We start from the raw sequence: 18,122 nt of genomic DNA on the forward strand, positions 1-18,122 counted from the left end.
ACAACATCTATCTATATATTAGAAATCGTATCATTACTCGCAATAAGAACTTTTTCAAACGCATTTCTAATAATCAAACATTGACTAGGTTCCAAATTTAGGAAAGGCTGTTACACAGGAAGTACCACCAAGATACTTACCTATGTCACAGCCTGACAATTTAACCTCCTCAGAAAAATCCTTCGCTTTTTTAAAGCGGTGGTAAGGACTTGCCTGAAATGCCACGTAGTGGAATGAGGTAGAGCTGGTAGCGTAAGCGGATTGCGAATATCCGCTTTGACTACTCTGCTTATTATTCCTTATTAGCGTCTGGCACCTTTGCAGCTGCTTTTGCTTCTAAGTATGCAGCATAGTCCTTCTTATAATCAGTACTGTAATCTTTTGTATTTCCGCCGTACTTCTTATGGAATTCCTTCTTGCTGTCCTTATTAAAACCTTTCTTGTTGAAATCTTTATTTCCAAATCGATTACTATTGTTATTGTTATTATGAAGAGTTACTCCCTTCTTTAAGCTAATAACAACTTTTCTGAAAGGCTCTTCTCCTTCACTATGAGTTTCAACATATTTATCATTTTGTAAAGCGGAATGAATAATACGTCTCTCATAAGGATTCATTGGTTCTAATGATACAGGTTTGTGAGTCCTTTTTACTTTGGATGCAATATTTTTTGCTAAGTTCTCCAATGTATCTTTTCTTCTCTCACGATAATTTTCTGTATCTAGTTTTACCTTAAGATAACCTTCGTTATTCTTATTAATAACAAGGCTTGTTAGATATTGAAGAGAGTCTAGGGTTTGTCCCCTCTTACCAATTAGTACACCCATATCATCTCCGACAATATTGATGTCTACATTTTCTCCTTCTTTATCAAATAAAACCTCTGCTGTTGCATCAATTCCCATAGCTTTAAAAACCTTATCAAGAAAGTTCTTTGCTACTCCATCAATACTAAATTTTAATCTAGCACGTATTTTTGCAGGCTTTGAAAACATTCCAAGTAAACCTTTTGATTCTTTCTCGATAACCTCATATTCCATCTTTTCACTCGTAGTTTGAAAACTTAATAAGGCCTCTGTTAAAGCTTCATCTACTGTTTTACCCGTAAACTCTTTCCAGTCCTCCATTATTTTTTATCCCCCTTATCACTATCACGCTTTAGGATGTTAGCATTTGCTGCGATACTACCTGCAGCATAGGATACATTACTTTTTTTATAATTTGATGCTTCTTTTTCTTTATTGCTTGTCTTTGTTTCAGAAGTAGTCTTACTAGATACATCAATAGCCTTCGTTGTTTTCTTTGCAACATTTGCCATTGTATTACCTTTAACAACACCATACTTCTCTTTTCTCTTATTGGATTTTGCTACACTTTTAGCAATCATATCATCAATATCTGTCTTATCAAGATATTTGTTAATAAAAATCTGCTGTACAATCTGAACAACACTACTTGCAATCCAGTAGATACCAACACCGATTGGTAAGAAGGTACAGAAAATACCGGATACGACAGGCATAACAGTGTTCATAGTTTTTAAACTTTGTGCACCTGGGGTATCATCAGATGTGCTTTGTGGAGTTGCTGCCATCATAAGCTTACTTTGTGCAAACTGTGATCCTGCTGCTGCTAGAGGTATTAAAATACCAGGGAATGTAAATCCTGGAGCATCAAGAATGTTTAGATTATTACCAATAAATCTATTGATATGAATAATCTGTTCAACAGCTTCCTTTACATTTATACCACTTACGAAATTTTGTAATGCAGTTAAGTTATCACTGGTTAAGAACTGAAGATAATTTGCATTCCATGTATCCTTTAATATAAATACTTCCCAGTTTGCAGTCTTAAACTGTGCAAAAATATCGATTAGTTTATTTGTTGCAACATCCATATGACCTAAGGTTAATGCTTCTGAAAATGCAGTCGTATTAACCGCTATAGCATTATCTTTTAAGAACTGTGCTAACGCTTCTGGGAATCCCTGAATATTTATAACTCCCTGAGCTATCACATCATATAAACTCTTAACGTCATTTACATAGGCAGGAACTGCATAGATTACACGATATAATGCAAACATAATCGGTAAAGAAATTAATAATGGTAAGCATCCAGACAATGGAGATGAACCATATTTTGCATAAATTTCTTGCATTTCTGCTTGCTGCTTTTGCATCGATGCTTGATCTTTTTTACCTTTATACTTTGCCTGAACCTTCTGAATTTCTGGATTCATTTTGGCTGATAAACGGCTTCCTTTTTGTTGCTTAATTGTTAATGGAAGCATAAGCATCTTAATTACAAAGGTAAAGATAACAATACATAGTGCAATGTTTGGTATTCCAAAGATGCTAAGAAATTCGTAAATTCCATTTAAAATAATACCCATCACCCAAGCAAATGGTCCTAAAATACCAGTTACCTGAGTTAATACTGTTATGTCCACTAATTTTCCTCCTTAAAAATAAGGTAAACTTAAAAACTCAAAAAAGGCCATCCTAAGGAACAGGATCAAATCCCCCTTTATGAAACGGATGACACTTAAGAATTCTTCTCACAGAAAGATAACTTCCTTTGATAGCACCATATCGTTGCAATGCCTCTAGTGCATACTCCGAACAGGTTGGAGTAAAACGACAGGTTGGAACTCTCTTCATTGGTGAGATATATTTTCGATATAATTTAACTATTTCTATTAGAATTCGTTTCATCACATTCATCTTTTCTCTCTGCAGATAGCATAGTTACCTGCTTTAACAGGAAAGGCCAGTTTTTTTGACTTACTTGTCAATAATAAAAGGAGCAATCGTTTACTCCATTCATTTCATGCTTTAAAACTCAATTTCTATCTGGTTCACTGCTCTTCACTATTTTATGCAGCTTTACCAAGTGCATTAATGCACTGCTAATTTCTGAATAGTTTTTTCCCTTGGATCCTGCTCTTGCTACAATTACAATATCTAAACCACTATTAGATATTGAATCATTTAATCGATAACTTTCTCTAATTAATCTGCTTATCCGGTGTCTTACTACGCTATTACCAACTTTTTTACTAACCGATATTCCTAAACGATTAACCGACAACTCATTTTTACAAACATACATTACTAAATACTTATTAGCAAAAGACTTACCGTTTTTATATACATAACCGAATTGTTGACTATTTTTTAATGATTCTGACAATATTCAAAATCTCCTTATTGACAAGGCCCTACTGGCTTGTCTACTGTCATTTTGTTCTACTTACTTCTAAATAGTCGTGTATACAAGACGAGCCAGTTTTCCTCACACTTTGAAAAGTTTCATTCTATTTCAAATTATGCTAGGTTAACTGCCTCTCTTGTCCCTTGGATAGCATATCATAGCTACTCCTTATCCTCACGTATTAGAAGAAAAGGTCACATGAACTGCGACCTATGCTGATAATTTATGTCTTCCTTTTGCTCTTCTAGCGGCTAATACTTTTCTACCGTTAGATGTGCTCATTCTTGATCTAAATCCATGAACCTTAGCTCTGGAACGCTTTTTTGGCTGAAATGTCATTTTCATTCGAAAACACCTCCTTTAAACTACCTTTTCTTTATGGTAAGCCTATTTACTCTATTTTAAATAGCATTACCATTATAGTAGGAAAGACATGCTACGTCAAGTAAATCTTTTGTTTTACCATGATTTTATCCGTTTTACCATCTATTATACTTTCTTTCTTTTTTCTTATTTTGTCGCATTTAAGAAATAACTGACTATTACTCTTTCGCACACTTAATGTTTTAGTCATTTCTCATTTTTCTTTTTCAGTGTTTTAGTTTCTTCCTATATATATGTTGTTTTTTTGACTTTGAATTTCCACGATATTTTGAATTATTTTAAATTCTATATGTTGTTATTAAAAATTTTAACCTTCCTTTATGTTACTATATGTTGATAAAAAAATCCGAGTTATCCACAAATTGTGGATGGATTGTGGATAACAGTGTTTATTTGTGTTAATATTTTATCTTATTGGTTTTATTCTCCTTGATAACACTAGCTATTTCTCTGTGGGTAACCCGTATAATGTTATTAACCATGTGTGTATTATCTATAATTTGCTGTGAATAAGTTATGGAAAACTAACAAAGTTGTGTTCATAAAAAAATATTAACATTGAAATGTTTATAGTTTTGTTATATATTATATGTGTATGGACTTTTGTGGACAAACTATACTAGATTAGAAAATGTTATCAGCAGCAAGTTAGCCTTATATCTTAGGTTTACTATTGCTGCGTCTTTTGTCGTAAGAGTAACCTCTTACGGTAATTATAATATATACAGAGAAGGGCACGGGTTTTACTATGAAAAGCTTGATTCAAGAAAAATGGAATGAAATTTTGGAGTTTTTAAAAATTGAATACAATGTTACAGAGGTTTCCTATAAAACTTGGCTTCTTCCTCTTAAAGTATATGATGTTAAGGATAATGTAATTAAGCTTTCTGTAGATGATACAAAAATCGGTGCTAACAGCTTAGATTTTATTAAGAATAAATACAGTCAGTTTTTAAAAACTGCTATTGCGGAAGTGATTAATAAAGATTTCGAAATTGAATTTGTACTTCTTAGCCAGACGAAAGTGGACGAAAAAGTACAACCTCCTGCCGCGAATAAAGTAAAAAATGAAAGCTTATCTTACTTAAATCCACGTTACACGTTTGACACATTTGTTGTTGGTGCGAATAACAATTTGGCTCATGCTGCATCTTTGGCTGTTGCAGAATCGCCGGCAGAAATTTATAATCCACTATTTATTTATGGTGGAGTAGGTCTTGGAAAAACCCACTTAATGCATTCCATTGCTCATTATATCTTAGAACAAAATCCGAATTCCAAAGTACTCTATGTAACGAGTGAAAAATTTACGAATGAGCTAATTGAATCCATTCGTAATGCTGATACTACTCCAACGGAATTTCGAGAAAAATATAGAAATATTGATGTTTTATTAATCGATGATATTCAATTTATTATTGGTAAAGAACGAACTCAAGAGGAGTTTTTCCATACATTTAATACCTTACACGAATCAAAAAAACAGATAATTATATCTTCCGATAAACCACCAAAGGATATTTTAACATTGGAGGAACGTTTAAGATCCCGCTTCGAATGGGGCCTTACGGTAGATATTCAGTCTCCAGATTACGAAACCAGAATGGCAATTCTTAAGAAAAAAGAAGAACTTGATTGCCTAACAATAGATGATGAAGTTATGAAATACATTGCTTCTAATATTAAATCAAATATCCGTGAACTTGAGGGAGCATTAACTAAAATTGTAGCTCTTTCCAGGTTAAAAAAGAAAGAAGTTGACGTAATCTTAGCAGAAGAAGCTCTCAAAGATTTAATCTCACCTGATAATAAAAAGACGGTAACACTTGATCTTATCATTGAGGTTGTTTCGGAGCATTTTACTACAACAACTTCTGAAATTTATTCAGATAATCGCAGTAGAAATATTGCTTATCCTAGACAAATTGCGATGTACCTTTGTCGTAAGTTGACTTCTCTTTCTCTAACAGACATTGGTAAGATGATGGGAAATCGAGATCACTCTACCGTGTTACATGGATGTAATAAAGTAGAAAAAGATATTAAGAAGGATCCTTCCATGCAGAATACGATTGATGTATTAATTAAAAAAATCAATCCTACTCCATAATATCTTTCTTATATAAAGTGAGGAGATTTTCTGACTCACTTTATGTTTCGTTGATATCAAGTTAGGTGTTCATTACTTTCTTGTTTTCACTAGGTCTCATGAGGATAGACCTTTAGTTTTTATACCCTTTTTTCTGAATTGTTTATAAACTTAAGAAACTTTTAAAATGTTATCCACATTCACTCGTTTAAATACTGTTATTTTAGTGTTTAAACGCTATTGATAACTTGATAATCGTTCTTAGCATGTTAATATAATTTTAAAATTGGTTCAAAACTATTCACATGGTTATTCTTTCTTGTAAGACTTTCGTAGTAAGGGCTTGAGGCACTTATACACTTCCTAACACCCCCTACTACGATTACTAATAGATCTATTAATTATTTATATATAAAAAATCGCTGAAGGGAGTTATGCACAAAATGAAAATCGCTTGCCAAAAGAATGAATTGTTAAACAGTGTCAATATTGCTTTGAAAGCAGTTTCTTCAAAATCGACAATGCCTATTTTAGAATGTATCGTTATTGAAGTTCAAAATGATACGATTAAATTAATTTCGAATGATATGGAACTTGGTATCGAAACTATTGTAAAGGGTTCTGTAATTTCGAGTGGATCTGTAGCAATTAATGCAAAAGTTTTTTCTGAAATTATAAGAAAGCTACCGGATAATGAGGTAACTGTTGAAACAGATGAGAAGTTTATGGCGACTATTACCTGCGAAAAAGCAAAATTTACAATAGCAGGTAAATCTGCAGAAGAATTTCCTATGTTACCGACGATCGAAAAGCAGGAAGCAATTGAATTATCACAGTTTACACTAAAAGAAGTTATTCGCCAGACTGTTTTTTCTATTTCGGATAACGAAAGTAATAAAATTATGACAGGTGAACTTTTTGAAATAAATGGCAATGAACTTAGAGTGGTTTCACTAGATGGTCATCGTATTTCGATACGTAAAGTGGAACTTAAAAACTCCTATGATCCGAAAAAAATCATTGTTCCAGGAAAAACACTACAAGAAGTAAGTAAAATTTTATCAGGAGAAATCTCTGATGAAGTACTCATTTACTATACCGATCGCCATGTTTTATTTGTATTTGATGATACTTTAGTACTTTCAAGATTAATTGAAGGGGAGTATTACAAAATTGATCAAATGCTTTCCGGAGACTATGAAACAAAGGTTAAAATTAATAAAAAAGAATTTTTAAGCTGTATTGATAGAGCTACTTTGTTAATTAAAGAAACTGAGAAAAAGCCAATTATTGTTGGTATTGAAGATAAAAAATTAGAATTAAAAATCAATACATCCATTGGAACCATGGACGAAGATATTGATATTGAAAAAGAGGGAAAAGATATTTTAATTGGCTTTAATCCTAAGTTTTTAATCGATGCACTTCGTGTAATTGATGATGAAGAGGTAGATATTTATCTCATTAATCCCAAGGCACCATGTTTTATAAAAGATAAAGAGGAATCTTATATTTACTTGATCCTTCCAGTAAGTTTTAATGCAGCACAATACTAGATATATTTAAAATTATTGTTAACAAAATATTAGATTACAAAGTATTTATTAACGAAAAATCATGAAAAATCTAGAACTTTCCTCTGTATTTCATGATGATATTTTAGCGTGATACAGCGCGCAGATTGGTTGATATATGGAAAAAATAGTATTAAGAGAAGAATTTATTAAATTAGGCCAGGCTTTAAAAGCTGCCGGACTCGTTGATTCAGGAGTCGAAGCGAAAGATGTTATTACCGAAGGACTTGTAAAAGTGAATGGTGTTGTAGAATATCAAAGAGGAAAAAAACTTCATGGTGGTGACTCTATTGAGTTTAACAATGAAATCATTCAAATCGTCGATCATGTATAAATCATCTAACTAAATTCATCTTCACGTTTTGTGAAGTCTCTAATATCGCCCCTATGTGTATTTATGTATTTTTATGCATAGGGGTGAATATTGAATTTCCAATTATAATTTATAAAAAGTTTAGAATTTAATAATATTGTCGATGCTTTAAAAAAATTATGCTTTTTACTGGAATTCTACTTGCATTATAGTGTATAATGAGAGATAGGGATTTTTGTCTGATAGAAATTAATTAAAAAATAAGGCAAAATGAAAGTGCTGGTTAATTTAAAATCTTCGCCAAAATTTTGCTCGATTTTTTAGAGGTTTTATGATCGGGATTAGTATAAAATGATTAGATAGTTGGTGCAGGGATGATTGTAAAGTCTCTTGAATTGAGTAATTTTAGAAATTATGAGAACTTATCTATGGAGTTTTCTCCATCGACTAATATTTTGTATGGAGACAATGCTCAGGGAAAGACAAACATACTCGAAGCAGTGTTTCTTTGTGCTACCACAAAGTCACACAAAGGAAGTAAGGATAGAGAAATTATTAAACTACAGTCGGAAGAAGCACATATTCGCATGCGAATAAATCGGGACGATGTGGATCATCGGCTTGACATGCATCTTAAAAAAAATAAACCCAAAGGCGTGGCTATTAATGGGATTCCGATTAAACGATCCTCAGAATTATTCGGTATCATTAATGTTGTATTTTTTTCTCCGGAGGATTTATCCATAATTAAAAATGGACCTAGCGAACGTAGACGATTTATTGACATGGAACTTTGTCAATTAAGTAAGCTATATCTACACAATCTGATAAATTACAACAAAGTTTTAAATCAGAGAAACAATTTATTAAAGCAAATAGGTTTTAATAAAAGTTTATTGGATACGCTTTATGTGTGGGATCAGCAGCTAATTCGTTTTGGTTCTGCATTGATTAAAGAGAGAGATTCCTTTATGAAAAGCATGAATGAACTTATTATTACACTACATAAAAAACTTAGCGATGGAAAAGAAGAATTAGAAATCGTTTATGAACCAAATGTAGCGGAAGATGAGTTTGAAAATAAACTGAAAAAGAGTATGGAACGTGATATAGCCTTAAAGGTAACAAACGTTGGACCTCATCGAGATGACCTTAGTTTTCTAATCAATGGTCAGGATGTAAGAAAGTATGGATCACAAGGGCAACAAAGAACTGCTGCATTATCTTTAAAGCTTGCGGAAATAGAATTAGTAAAACAGGTAACAAAAGATAAACCAATTTTACTGTTAGATGATGTATTATCTGAGTTAGATAGAAAAAGGCAAAATCAGCTATTAGACAGTATTGTTGGAATTCAAACTATTGTAACCTGTACCGGTCTTGAAGAATTTGTGAATAACAGAATAGAGACGGATCGAATTTATAAGGTTATTCAAGGAACTGTTGAACAGGGATAAAACATTTAATGCATAAATTGCAGGAGGCTAGATATGAGTAAGGATTACGGAGCTGACCAAATACAAATTTTAGAGGGATTAGAAGCGGTGAGAAAGCGACCAGGTATGTACATTGGAAGTACTTCTAGTAGGGGTCTCCATCACCTGGTTTATGAAATCGTGGATAATGCTGTCGATGAGGCTTTGGCTGGATATTGTAATACCATCGACGTATCTATTAATCCAGACAATTCTATTACTGTTATTGACAATGGTAGAGGTATACCGGTTGAAATAAACAAGAAAAAAGGAATTTCTACGGTTGAGGTTGTATTTACCATTCTACATGCTGGTGGAAAGTTTGGCGGTGGAGGATATAAAGTATCTGGTGGATTACATGGTGTAGGTGCATCTGTAGTTAATGCGCTTTCCGAGTGGTTAGAGGTAACCGTAGAAGTTGATGGAAAGATGTACAAGCAACGTTATGAACGTGGAAAGGTGATAGAACCGTTACGTGTTGTTGGTGAATCTGATCGCACAGGAACAACGGTTTCATTTTTGCCAGATAGAGATATTTTTGAGGAAACCGTTTATGAGTATGATATTTTAATACAACGGTTACGTGAGATGGCATTCTTAACAAAAGGCCTTAAAATTATTTTAAGAGACTTAAGAACTTCTGAGGAAGAAGAAAATGCTGAGCCAAATGTGAAAGAATTTCACTATGAAGGCGGTATTAAGGAGTATGTTCAGTACCTAAATAAACATAAAACAAATCTATATCCTGAGATAATTTACTGTGAAGGGTCAAGAGATAGTGTTTATGTTGAAGTTGCTATGCAGCACAATGACTCTTACTCAGAAAGTTGTTATAGCTTTGTAAATAATATCACCACACCAGAAGGTGGTACTCATTATACTGGATTTAAAAATGCTTTAACAAAAACCTTTAATGACTTCGCAAGACAAATGAAGTTCTTAAAGGATAACGAGGCTAATTTATCAGGTGAAGATATTAGAGAAGGTCTCACTGCAATTATTAGTATCAAACTTCCAGATCCACAGTTTGAAGGACAAACGAAACAAAAGCTTGGAAATAGTGAAGCAAGAGCAGCTGTTGACAGTGTTGTGAGTGAGCAATTAACGTATTTTCTTGAGCAAAACCCTACGGTTGCTAAGATAATCTTAGAAAAGGCAGTTCTAGCACAAAGAGCTAGAGATGCTGCTCGTAAAGCAAGAGATTTAACTCGTAGAAAAACTGCGTTAGAGGGAATGAGTTTACCTGGAAAGTTAGCAGACTGTTCGGATAAAGATCCAAAGAACTGCGAAATTTATATTGTTGAGGGTGATTCCGCGGGTGGTTCAGCAAAGACAGCTAGATCTCGTGCTACGCAGGCTATCCTTCCGCTTCGAGGAAAAATATTAAATGTTGAGAAATCAAGACTTGATAAAATCTTGGTAAACAACGAAATTAAGGCTATGATTACTGCTTTTGGAACGGGTATTTCTGATGATTTCGATATCTCAAAACTCCGTTATCATAAGATTATTATTATGACTGATGCCGATGTTGATGGTGCCCATATCAGTACTCTATTATTAACATTCCTCTATCGTTTTATGCCTGAATTAATTCGTGATGGATATGTTTATCTTGCCCAACCACCGCTTTATAAAGTCGAGAAAAGCAAGCAGGTTTGGTATGCTTATTCAGACGAAGACTTAAACAACATTTTATTGCAGATTGGAAGAGATCAAAACAATAAGATTCAACGTTATAAAGGTTTAGGTGAAATGGATGCAGAGCAGCTTTGGGAAACAACTATGGATCCTGAGAGAAGAGTTTTACTTCGCGTAAAAATGGATGAAGAGAATTCTTCAGAAATTGACTTAACGTTCACTACCTTGATGGGAGATAACGTAGAACCTAGACGTGAATTTATTGAAGCAAATGCAAAATATGTTAAGAACTTAGATATCTAAGCTACGGAGGAATTAGAATGGACGAGAATATCTTTGATAAGGTGCATGATGTCGACCTTAAAAAGACAATGGAAACCTCCTATATCGAGTATGCCATGTCGGTTATTGCAGCCAGAGCCCTTCCGGATGTAAGAGATGGATTAAAACCGGTACAGAGAAGAATTTTATACGCTATGATAGAGTTAAATAACGGTCCTGACAAGCCACACCGTAAGTGTGCGCGTATTGTCGGTGATACGATGGGTAAATATCACCCTCATGGTGATAGCTCTATCTACGGCGCTTTAGTAAATTTAGCACAGGAATGGTCAACCAGATATCCATTAGTGGATGGTCACGGTAACTTCGGTTCCGTGGATGGTGACGGTGCTGCTGCCATGCGTTACACCGAAGCAAGATTAAGTAAAATATCCATGGAAATGCTGTCTGATATTAATAAAGACACCGTTGATTTTGCTCCAAACTTCGATGAAACAGAAAAAGAACCATTGGTTCTTCCATCAAGATATCCAAATCTTTTGGTAAATGGTACTTCTGGTATTGCGGTAGGTATGGCAACCAATATTCCTCCTCACAACATGAGAGAGATCATAGGTGCAGTAGTTCGCATTATTGATAATAAAATTGATGAAAAGGAAACTACGATTGAAGAATTATTAGAAATCGTTAAAGGACCAGATTTTCCTACTGGTGCTATGATACTTGGTACAAGAGGAATTGAAGAAGCATATCGTACTGGACGAGGTAAGGTTCGTGTACGTGCGGTAACAAATATTGAGCCAATGGCAAACGGTAAAAACCGTATTATTGTTACGGAATTACCATATATGGTAAATAAAGCTCGTTTGATTGAAAAAATCGCAGAGTTGGTACGTGATAAAAAGATTGATGGAATTACGGAACTTCGTGATGAATCTGACAGAGAAGGTATGAGAATTTGTATCGAACTCCGTCGTGATGTTAACGCAAATGTGATATTAAATCAGTTATATAAACATACGCAGTTACAAGATACTTTCGGTGTAATCATGCTTGCATTAGTTAATAATCAGCCTAGAGTATTATCTCTTCTTGAAATGTTAAGTTATTATTTAAAGCATCAGGAAGAAGTTGTAACAAGAAGAATCACTTATGATTTAAATAAGGCAAAAGAAAGAGCACACATTTTAGAGGGCTTATTAAAAGCACTGGATTATATTGATGAAGTTATTAATATTATTCGTGCCTCAAAAAATGGTGCAATGGCGAAAGAAAAATTAATCGAGAGATTTGAGTTTGATGATATCCAAGCACAGGCAATCATCGACATGAGACTTCGTGCGTTAACAGGTTTGGAACGCGAGAAGCTTCAGGATGAATTTGCTGAGCTTCAAAGAAGAATTGCTGAATTTGAAGCCATCTTAGCAGATGAGAAATTATTGCTTGGTGTTATCAAAGGAGAAATCCAGGTTATTAATGATAAATACGGAGATGAAAGAAGAACATCCATTGGATTTGATGAGTTTGATATCTCCATGGAGGACTTAATTCCAGATGAAAATACAGTAATAGCGATGACCCGCTTAGGTTATATCAAGAGAATGACCATTGATAACTTTAAGAGCCAGCATCGTGGTGGTAAAGGAATTAAGGGTATGCAGACCATTGACGAAGACTTTATTGAAGACTTATTCATGACGACTACCCACCACTATATTATGTTCTTTACCAACAAAGGTAGAGTATATCGGTTAAAGGCATATGAAATTCCAGAATCATCTAGAACTGCTAGAGGAACAGCTATAGTGAATCTTTTACAGTTATTGCCGGAAGAAAGAATTACTGCAATTATTGCTTTAAAAGAATACAAAGACAATCGTTATCTATTTATGGCTACGAAAGATGGTATTGTGAAAAAGACCAAGATTAAAGAATATCAAAATATTCGAAAGACCGGTCTTCAAGCAATTAATCTAAGAGAAGATGACGAATTAATTGAAGTAAAGACAACCAACAGTCAAAAAGATATTGTACTTGTAACGAAGAATGGTATGTGTATCCGTTTCCATGAGAAAGATGTTCGTAATACTGGTAGAGCATCTATGGGTGTTATCGGTATGAACTTAACTGATGGAGATGAAGTGGTTGCAATGCAGATTCATACTCAAGGTAAGTATTTACTTACGGTTTCAGAATATGGTCTTGGTAAGTTAACTGACCTTGATGAATTTACTCCACAAAGACGTGGTGGTAAGGGTGTGAAATGTTACAAGATTACAGAAAAGACTGGAAATGTAGTAGGAGCGAAAGCTGTCAACGAAGAACATGAGGTAATGATTATAACCAATGAAGGTATCATTATCCGTCTTGCTATCAATGGTATTAGCATCCTTGGTAGAATAACCTCTGGTGTTAAGTTAATTAATATTGAGGCAGGTAAGGATATTAGAGTTGCAAGCTTAGCAAAAGTTAGAGAAAGTAGTACAGAAGAAGAGGTGCTTAAAAAATTGGAGGAAGAACTAAAAGAAGAAAATGTAGTTATACCTCCAGAAGATGATCAAGAAGAGGATGAGTATTCTGAAGAGGATGATTCCTACCAAGAAGATGATACCTTAGAGGAAGAAGAGGAAGATCTTATGGATGATACGAAAGATCTTGAGGAATTAGTATCACGTGCTCTTAAGGATAAAGAAGAACAAGAAGATCAAGAATAACAAGAATAACAAGATAAAGAAGATAAAGAAGATCAGACGAATTAGTAAGATCAAATAAAAAGATCAAAAGATTAAAGATCAAAAGATTAAAGATCAAAAGATTAAAGATTAAAGATTAAAAGATCGAAAGATCAAAGATGAGTAAATACTGGTATTCGGATAAAACATAAAGTAATATGATTTAACCGATGTTTTAAAAATTCGTAGTCCTTTGGTAATCCATATGGACTACGAATTTTCTAACATTATTTAAAATAAAAGTTGATACTTTTTAAAAAGAAACTCATGACAAGGAGAAGTCGTGTAGCGTATTTTTTATTATTCATGAGAAGATGAATTGGCATATCAACTCTTTTTGTATCAATCTGTATATATAAATGAGCCATTGTTATGTCAATGATACGAGAGTATCGGAATCGACGTTTTATGAGAATAGTACATACGGATGCTATAACTAAAGCAATAAAAGAAATGTGTATTGAAGCAAATTTGCCAAAAAATGTTCGAGGCATTACAACAAAACATGAATTACCATTTGATTTAACCTATGAGGATTTAGGAACGGAAGCCATTCTTGAATTGTGGGTAGAAAATTTACCTGCAATTGTATATTGATTGAATGGAAACAATTTTTATGAATTAAAAATGAATTCGATAAATTCATAGTGAAATAATAGGATTTATATTGACTTTGTATTGATTTTATGATAATTATTAATCGTAGGAAAGAAAGGCGGAGAAGATATGAAGATTTCAACAAAAGGACGATATGCACTTCGTCTGATGTTAGATTTAGCTATTAATAATACTGGTGAATTTATTACAATTAAGAGTATTGCCGGGAGACAGGAAATTTCTGATAAGTACTTAGAACAGATTATAACCCTATTAAGCAGAGCTGGATATGTAAAAAGCTCAAGAGGAGCCCAAGGGGGGTATCGGTTAACAAAAGAACCAAAAGAGTATACGGTTGGTATGATACTAAAATTAATTGAAGGAAGTCTTGCACCAGTATCATGTGTAGAAGAGGAAGATAACGATTGTAATCGATATGGTTCCTGCGCAACTTTATTTGTTTATCAGAAGATAAATGAGGCAGTTAATAATGTAGTTGATAATATTACATTAGAGGACTTAGTGGAACGTCACCGAGAACTTGGTGAAAATAACTATGTAATATAAAGTGAATTAAAATAACCTTCAAAGGAGTATGCCTTATAGAAAAGATAAGGTATACTCCTTTTGGAAGATTTTAATATATCAATAGTTTTTTGAAAGATATGTAATCCTATAAAGCTTAATTAGTATATTGTTTTGTACTACATAATAATTAGTATATAGTACAGTACTACATATAAAATTAATTAGTGTATTGTTTTGTACTAATAAAATTAGTTAGTATATAGTTAGGTACATACATAAAAATTTAATTAATATATAGTTTGGTACATACAAAATTAGGTAGCATATTGTTTTGTACTACATATAAAATTAATTAATAGTTTGGCACTACGTAAAAATTAACTAGTATATTGTTTGGACATACATTATTACAAAAAAAATCGTTCCATTAAATTTAGATGAAGTTCTTAAAAAATATACTCTAATATTATGAATTCATGTTGACAAATTTTGAGAGTGAGAATATAATAACATTAATTCATACTAATTCTATATGAATACAATATATATAGAAAAGAAAAATTTATTATTTAAGAAGAGACATATAAAGTATATAAGAATACAGGGGTAGCTAAATAATAAAGAGAGAAAGGGAGATTGTATGATTGAGCAAAAAGAAATTTTAAGTTTGAGACACTACAGTTACATGTTGGTCAAGAGAAAGCAGATATAGCAAGTGCGGTTTCGATATATCAAACAACATCTTATATATTTCATAATGCAGATCATGCAGCTTGTTGCTTCGAATGACATTTAGGGTGGATCTTATAATCTATTGGCGCATACACTTAAAGAGTATGGAATTGTAACCACCTTTATAGATGCCTCAGACGTAGATAATATTAAATATGCAATAATACCAAAGTGTATTTATCAAAAGCCTTGGTAATCCTAATTCTAATGTCTTAGACATAGAAGCGATTGCTAAGATTGCTCATGAAAATAAAAGACCTCTTCTGGTTCAGTTTTCACAATAGAAATTAAAGTTGGAGAGAAAGATTCTCTTTACTTGCAAATGTTGCAGATGTAAAATCATTAGTAATACATCCGGCGTCAACAACACATTCACAAATGAACGAAGAAGAATTAAAAAATTCTGGAATAAAACCAAATACGGTTCGTTTATTGATTGGAACAGAACACATAGACGATATTTTATATGACCTGGAAAAAGCATTACAATAATATTTTGGAGGGATAGTTATGAAAATAGCGAAAAATTTAACTGATTTAATTGGAAATACACCATTATTAGAATTAAGTAGTTTTGTAAAGAAACAAGATTTAAACGCAAACATTATAGGTAAACTAGAATATTTTAATCCTGCTGGTAGCGTCAAAGATCGTATTGCAAAAGCAATGATTGAAGATGCAGAGGAAAAGGGCCTTATCAAAGAAGGCGCTGTTATTATTGAACCAACAAGCGGTAATACTGGTATTGGTTTAGCATCCGTTGCGAACGCAAGGGGGTATCGTATTATTTTAACAATGCCTGAGACGATGAGTATTGAAAGACGTAACTTATTAAAGGCATATGGAGCTGAACTTGTTCTTACAGATGGAAGCCTTGGTATGAAGGGAGCTATTGCAAAAGCAGAGGAACTTGCAAAAGATATTCCAAATTCCTTTATTCCGGGTCAGTTTATTAATCCTGCAAATCCAGAGGTTCATAGAAAAACAACAGGACCAGAGATTTGGAAAGATACTGAAGGAAACGTTGATATTTTTGTAGCTGGTATTGGTACTGGTGGAACAATTACTGGAACAGGAGAGTACCTAAAATCTCAAAATCCAAATATTAAAATTGTAGCTGTTGAACCAGCAAGTTCTCCTGTTTTATCGAAAGGGGTAGCAGGACCTCATAAAATTCAAGGAATTGGTGCAGGATTTATTCCAGATACATTAAACACCAAAGTGTACGATGAAATTATTACAGTAGAAAATGAAGATGCCTTCTCTACAGGACGTGAAATTGCTAAAACAGAGGGTCTTTTAGTTGGTATATCATCAGGGGCAGCAGTATATGCAGCAGTTCAATTAGCAAAGCGTCCAGAAAATGCAGGTAAAAATATCGTAGTTATATTACCTGATACCGGAGAGAGATATTTATCTACTCCATTATTCTCTGAATAATAATATAAGTGAAATAATGCGACCGAAATACCATTGGATTTAGAAAGATAGTCGGCAGTTAACTTTAAGTATTTCAGCTCTATCTCTAGATATGGGACTTTTATAGTTATAGAAATGTTATTCATAAATAATGGTATCATTATTTGTATATAATTTTAAAGGATACAATACTAACTCTGTGATAGATGTGTTGCATTTGTTACAGAGTTATTTTTTTCAAAGTTATTTGTTATAGCGTTATATGTGTTTAACGTATTGATATGTGATTCGTGGTTTCATAATTAAGTTAAGTTGTTTGACATTGGAAGTATACAACAATATAAAAAAACAATATCGATTGAAACGGTATAGTTATCAATTTATGTTTTCTATATCAAGTAACGATTTCTATATCAGCTAACGATTCTATATAACTTATGATTTTAAATTATCAACTTAGATATTGAGTGTGATAAACCGTTATTTAGGTAACATTGTATTAAAGTGTATAAATATAGTAAAACAAGAAACACTATCATAAGTATTGGTAATATATCCTAGAGAAGAATAGCCAATTTTATGAAGGTTTCGTAAATAGTCGGAAATGTAATTACTTTTTCGAAAAATATCAAAAAGTAGTTGACAAAGTCTTTATGCTTTGCTATACTAAATCTTGCGCTGACAAGTTGCGCATAACTGAATAAGATTTCAAATTCAGATGAGGAGAAATACTCAAGAGGCTGAAGAGGCGCCCCTGCTAAGGGTGTAGGTCGTTTACGCGGCGCGAGGGTTCAAATCCCTCTTTCTCCGTTCATAAAACATTCTGATAATTAAAGAAAGTTTTATGCAATATCAAAGTGAAATGGTATATAAAATTAAATTGTTTATATTAAATAAAAAAATTAAATAATTTAAAAAATATACTTGACACATGATAAAACGTATGATAAAATGTATAAGCTGTCTGTTGAAAGACAACAACTTAATAAAAAAATAAAAAAGTGCTTGACAAATAGAAAACAGTGTGTTAAAATAAACGAGCTAGTTTTTACGGACAAGCAAATGACAATAAGTCATTGAACATTGATAACTGAACAGTGAAACAACCTTGAAATTCGTTGAGAATAAAGTCCAAGCA

Annotated in this window: 14 protein-coding genes, 1 tRNA gene and 1 pseudogene; 11 read left to right on the forward strand and 5 right to left on the reverse strand. The window is 33.0% G+C overall.

What is annotated here, in order from left to right; translation table 11 throughout:
* Positions 1-292 precede the first annotated feature (292 nt).
* The 5 genes from jag to rpmH form a co-directional block, all read right to left on the reverse strand.
* Positions 293-1,126, reverse strand: a complete 834-nt coding sequence (jag, locus tag RTP52_RS17800; protein ID WP_312105815.1) for an RNA-binding cell elongation regulator Jag/EloR — start codon at positions 1,124-1,126, stop codon at positions 293-295.
* Entirely contained in the window at positions 1,126-2,454 is a 1,329-nt protein-coding gene (locus RTP52_RS17805) for a YidC/Oxa1 family membrane protein insertase (protein ID WP_312105813.1), read from the reverse strand. The genes jag and RTP52_RS17805 overlap by 1 nt, the downstream gene beginning before the upstream one ends.
* Before the next feature lie 52 nt (positions 2,455-2,506).
* Positions 2,507-2,719 carry a membrane protein insertion efficiency factor YidD gene (gene yidD / locus RTP52_RS17810; protein WP_312105812.1) on the reverse strand — a complete coding sequence of 71 codons (213 nt, stop codon included), beginning with the start codon at positions 2,717-2,719 and terminating at the stop codon, positions 2,507-2,509.
* Positions 2,720-2,846: 127 nt separating this feature from the next.
* The gene (gene rnpA, locus RTP52_RS17815; RefSeq protein WP_312105810.1) at positions 2,847-3,197 is read right to left on the reverse strand and encodes a ribonuclease P protein component; all 351 of its coding nucleotides are present in this window, start codon (positions 3,195-3,197) and stop codon (positions 2,847-2,849) included.
* 231 nt (positions 3,198-3,428) lie between these two features.
* Positions 3,429-3,563 carry a 50S ribosomal protein L34 gene (gene rpmH, locus RTP52_RS17820; protein ID WP_012201940.1) on the reverse strand — a complete coding sequence of 45 codons (135 nt, stop codon included), beginning with the start codon at positions 3,561-3,563 and terminating at the stop codon, positions 3,429-3,431.
* Positions 3,564-4,350: 787 nt separating this feature from the next.
* Between rpmH and dnaA the strand changes: the two genes are divergently transcribed.
* From dnaA to RTP52_RS17875, 11 genes and pseudogenes are all read left to right on the forward strand, one after another.
* Entirely contained in the window at positions 4,351-5,712 is a 1,362-nt protein-coding gene (dnaA, locus tag RTP52_RS17825) for a chromosomal replication initiator protein DnaA (protein WP_312105809.1), read from the forward strand.
* Positions 5,713-6,134: 422 nt separating this feature from the next.
* Entirely contained in the window at positions 6,135-7,247 is a 1,113-nt protein-coding gene (dnaN, locus tag RTP52_RS17830) for a DNA polymerase III subunit beta (protein WP_312105817.1), read from the forward strand.
* 136 nt (positions 7,248-7,383) lie between these two features.
* Positions 7,384-7,599 (forward strand): RNA-binding S4 domain-containing protein, encoded by a 216-nt coding sequence (locus tag RTP52_RS17835; RefSeq protein WP_312105808.1) that lies wholly within the window; start codon positions 7,384-7,386, stop codon positions 7,597-7,599.
* Between the two features lie 353 nt (positions 7,600-7,952).
* Positions 7,953-9,035, forward strand: a complete 1,083-nt coding sequence (recF, locus tag RTP52_RS17840; protein ID WP_312105807.1) for a DNA replication/repair protein RecF — start codon at positions 7,953-7,955, stop codon at positions 9,033-9,035.
* A gap of 33 nt (positions 9,036-9,068) precedes the next feature.
* A complete protein-coding gene (gyrB, locus tag RTP52_RS17845; RefSeq protein WP_312372746.1) occupies positions 9,069-10,997 on the forward strand; it encodes a DNA topoisomerase (ATP-hydrolyzing) subunit B in 1,929 nt (642 codons plus the stop codon).
* Between the two features lie 17 nt (positions 10,998-11,014).
* Positions 11,015-13,690, forward strand: a complete 2,676-nt coding sequence (gyrA, locus tag RTP52_RS17850) for a DNA gyrase subunit A (RefSeq protein ID WP_312372747.1) — start codon at positions 11,015-11,017, stop codon at positions 13,688-13,690.
* Positions 13,691-14,080: 390 nt separating this feature from the next.
* Positions 14,081-14,305 carry a hypothetical protein gene (locus RTP52_RS17855; protein WP_312372748.1) on the forward strand — a complete coding sequence of 75 codons (225 nt, stop codon included), beginning with the start codon at positions 14,081-14,083 and terminating at the stop codon, positions 14,303-14,305.
* Positions 14,306-14,434: 129 nt separating this feature from the next.
* Positions 14,435-14,872 carry an RrF2 family transcriptional regulator gene (locus RTP52_RS17860; RefSeq protein WP_012198043.1) on the forward strand — a complete coding sequence of 146 codons (438 nt, stop codon included), beginning with the start codon at positions 14,435-14,437 and terminating at the stop codon, positions 14,870-14,872.
* A gap of 993 nt (positions 14,873-15,865) precedes the next feature.
* Positions 15,866-16,057, forward strand: a pseudogene (locus RTP52_RS20585) (PLP-dependent transferase); the annotation flags it as partial.
* Positions 16,058-16,075: 18 nt separating this feature from the next.
* Positions 16,076-17,005 carry a cysteine synthase A gene (cysK, locus tag RTP52_RS17870; protein ID WP_312372749.1) on the forward strand — a complete coding sequence of 310 codons (930 nt, stop codon included), beginning with the start codon at positions 16,076-16,078 and terminating at the stop codon, positions 17,003-17,005.
* Between the two features lie 701 nt (positions 17,006-17,706).
* Positions 17,707-17,794 (forward strand) — tRNA-Ser (locus tag RTP52_RS17875).
* The last annotated feature ends 328 nt before the right edge of the window (positions 17,795-18,122 follow it).

This window comes from Lachnoclostridium sp. (assembly GCF_031997925.1).
Taxonomy (GTDB): Bacteria; Bacillota; Clostridia; order Lachnospirales; family Lachnospiraceae; genus Lachnoclostridium.